Raw genomic sequence first — 3,082 nt, 5'->3', positions numbered from 1 at the left:
TGTCTACTATTACAGGGCATTGAGTTATTACTTCAAGGGAGATCTGTCCAGCTCGAGAGCGCTGTTCGAGGATTTCATAAAGAAGTTTCCAAACAGTGAGTATGCAGATGATGCTGAATATTTCTTGAAGAGGTTATGAGAAGCTTTGTTTTCTATGATAGGCTGAAAGAATGCGATCTTTGTCCTAGAACCTGTGGTGTGAACCGTTCGAAAGGTGAAAAGGGAGCTTGTGGCGTTTCTAACCGTCCCGTGGTTTCCTCCTGGGGACCTCACTTCGGCGAGGAAAGAATTCTGGTTGGGAAAAGGGGAAGTGGCACAGTTTTTTTCACCTTCTGTAATCTGAAATGTGTTTACTGCCAGAATTACGAGATCAGCCAGTTGGGTGTGGGAAGGGAGATCACTGTTGAAGAGCTAGCGGGGATATTTGTGGAACTTCAGAATATGGGTGTGGAAAATCTCAATCTGGTAACTCCGACTCATCAGGTTCCCTTCATCGTTGACGCCCTCGAGAGGATAGAGAGGAAGATACCCGTTGTTTACAACTGCGGTGGATACGAGTCTGTAGAAACAATCGATCAGCTGAAGGGATTCGTGGACATCTATATGCCCGATTTCAAGTACAGTGACCCTGAGCTCGGAATGAAATTTTCAGGAGTCAGGGACTATCCCCAAGTTGCTTTTGAAACCTTGAAGAGCATGGTGAAACAGGTTGGAGAACCAGTGCTGAAAGATGGTATCATGAGGAAAGGAGTCCTTGTGAGACACCTCATCCTTCCGGGATACGTTGAGAACAGTCTGGGTGTCATCGATTTGCTCTCGAAGATAGAGCCGAAACCTCTTGTAAACATCATGGCGCAGTTTCGGCCGGAGTATCAGGCCAAAAAGTACGGCTTGAACAGACCTATAGCCCGAGAGGAGTACCTGAAGGTTGTCGAGTACGCGCAAAAAAGGGGTTTGAATCTCATAGAGACCGAGAGGTGGCTCAGGTGGTTGTAACGGAATACGAGGTGAAACCCCAGAGTTTCCCATTTTTTCCTCTCGATTGGTCTCGAATTTTCGGTCGAAAGTCGAAAATCGTTGTAGAGATCGGGTTCGGGAACGGCGAATTTCTCGCAGAAATGGCACGAAAACACCCAGAAAAGGATTACGTGGGTTTTGAGGTCTCTATAACCTCTTTCGTCAAAGCGCAAAAGAAGTTCAAAAACTACGGCCTGACAAACGTGAAGCTCGTGAAAGTAGACGGCAGATTCGGATTGAGAGAACTCTTCCCTGACAACAGTGTGGAGAAGGTTTATGTGAATTTTCCATGCCCCTGGCCGAAGAAAAAGCACGAGAACAGAAGAATCACCAGTCATGATTTCATGCAGACGTTGTCTGCTGTACTGGAAATGGACGGTACACTCGAATTTGCAACTGACGAAGAATGGTATGCCAACGAAGTACGGGAAGTCTTCGAAATCTCCGAGTACTTCGTGGTGGATTCCTTTGTGGAAAACTTCCGGAGGAAAGTGGAAACACGTTACGAGAGAAAGTGGAAGTCCCACGGCAAAAAGACCTTCTTGATAATCGCCCGTAAGGTGAAACACGGGGTGGTGAAAAGATTGCTGGAGGGAGAGAACACCATGGCACATGTCACATTCGAAGGAACCGTTTCCTGGAGGAAACTGAAGAGTTTAGAAGGTAAGGTGTTCAAAAACGGAAACAGAGTGTTTGTCGTGAAAAAAGTTTACAAAAACGGCAACTACCTTCTGAAAGTGATCTCAACAGACGAAGGAGATTTTCATCAGACCTATTACCTGAATCTTTCAGAAAGAAACGGAAAATGGGTTCTGAAACTGGACGATGGTTCCGACCCTTACAGAACCCCTGCTATGAAATGGTCCCTCAGAGTGATTGCCAGAGAATTAACCACTTGAAGCCCGGCGGGACATCTCTCCAACGATCTCATCAATGTACATCTTCAACTGTTTGTTCCCCTTGAGCAAGGAGTTTTTGATTTTCTTCACACTGTCGGCAACCACAGGATGAGATCTGTTGAATTTCTCTGCTATCGTTCTCAGAGAGCTCTTCAAATAGGTCTTCGCAACGTACATTCCCACCCTTCTGGCCATGAGTGCTTTTGCACTTCGGCTGTTTGACAGCATCTCTTCTTTTGGTACATCCATTACCTTTGAAACAATCTCTATCAACTCATCAATAGGATCAAGAATCAGCCTCCCTTGAGGTCTTATAAAATCTTTCAAAAGGGCGATCGCTTCTTTCAGATCAACTTCTCTTCCCGTGGATTCTTTGTAAACGAGGAGCTTTATTATCGCCCCCTTGAGTCTTCTCAGGTTGTCGTCCACGTTCTCCGCCACGAAATCCAGAACCTCTTCTGGGAGCTCACCGTTTTCGACTTCGAGCATCTTTCTAGCGATGTTCCTCCTTGTTTCTTCATCAGGAGGTTCCAACTTTGCGACGAGTCCCATCTGGAACCTGGAAATCAGCCTATCCTGGAACTCTTTCAACATGCGTGGTTCTCTGTCAGAGCAGATGACTATCTGTTTCCCAGAGTCATAGAGTTCGTTGAAAGTATGGAAAAGTTCGGTTTGAACACCTGTTTTTCCTATGAGGAACTGGATATCATCCATCAGAAGAACATCTACTTTCTTTCTATATTTTTCTCTGAACTCGACGAGTTTGCCCTCTTTCATACTGTCGACCAGGTCATTCAAAAATTTTTCGCTGGTGATGTACATCACTCTCAGATCGGGTTCTTTCTGGACTATGTAGTTCCCTATCGACTGGAGAAGATGTGTCTTTCCAAGTCCCACTCCTCCGTATATGAAGAGTGGATTGTATTTTCCCGGATGTTTTGCAACTTCCAGGGAGGCATGATAGGCAAAAGAGTTCCCCGGTCCAACGACGAAATTCTCGAAAGTATAATCGGGATTCAATGGTGTAAGAAGAACAGCCCTCTTTCTCACAAGGGGTTCGCTGTAAGATGTGTGTGGATCGAACGACTCGTAGGTCAGTTCATAAAAGGCATCGTTTCCGAGAACCGTTTTCACTGCCCTGGAAAGCACTGAATGATATTTCTTCT

General features: G+C 45.6%; 4 protein-coding genes. 3 read left to right on the top strand and 1 reads right to left on the bottom strand.

Annotated features, from left to right (window positions below):
• From J7K79_RS04190 to trmB, 3 genes are all read left to right on the top strand, one after another.
• A partial coding sequence (locus J7K79_RS04190) for a tetratricopeptide repeat protein (protein WP_296905490.1) occupies positions 1–139 on the top strand: 139 nt, incomplete at its 5' end.
• Positions 136–996: a radical SAM protein gene (locus J7K79_RS04185; RefSeq protein WP_296905487.1), complete on the top strand. Its 861-nt coding sequence runs from the start codon at positions 136–138 to the stop codon at positions 994–996. The genes J7K79_RS04190 and J7K79_RS04185, both read left to right, overlap by 4 nt.
• Positions 987–1,916 carry a tRNA (guanosine(46)-N7)-methyltransferase TrmB gene (gene trmB, locus J7K79_RS04180; RefSeq protein WP_296905485.1) on the top strand — a complete coding sequence of 310 codons (930 nt, stop codon included), beginning with the start codon at positions 987–989 and terminating at the stop codon, positions 1,914–1,916. The genes J7K79_RS04185 and trmB overlap by 10 nt, the downstream gene beginning before the upstream one ends.
• On the opposite strand, the gene dnaA is transcribed toward trmB, so the two are convergent.
• The coding region (gene dnaA, locus J7K79_RS04175) for a chromosomal replication initiator protein DnaA (RefSeq protein ID WP_296905483.1) at positions 1,905–3,082 on the bottom strand (1,178 nt) is incomplete at its 5' end. The two genes, trmB and dnaA, sit on opposite strands and share 12 nt — an antisense overlap.

The sequence above is a fragment of the Thermotoga sp. genome (genome assembly GCF_021162145.1).
Classification (GTDB): Bacteria; Thermotogota; Thermotogae; order Thermotogales; family Thermotogaceae; genus Thermotoga.
The sequence above is the reverse complement of the archived record's forward strand: the minus strand, read 5'-3'. Positions and strand labels throughout refer to the sequence as shown.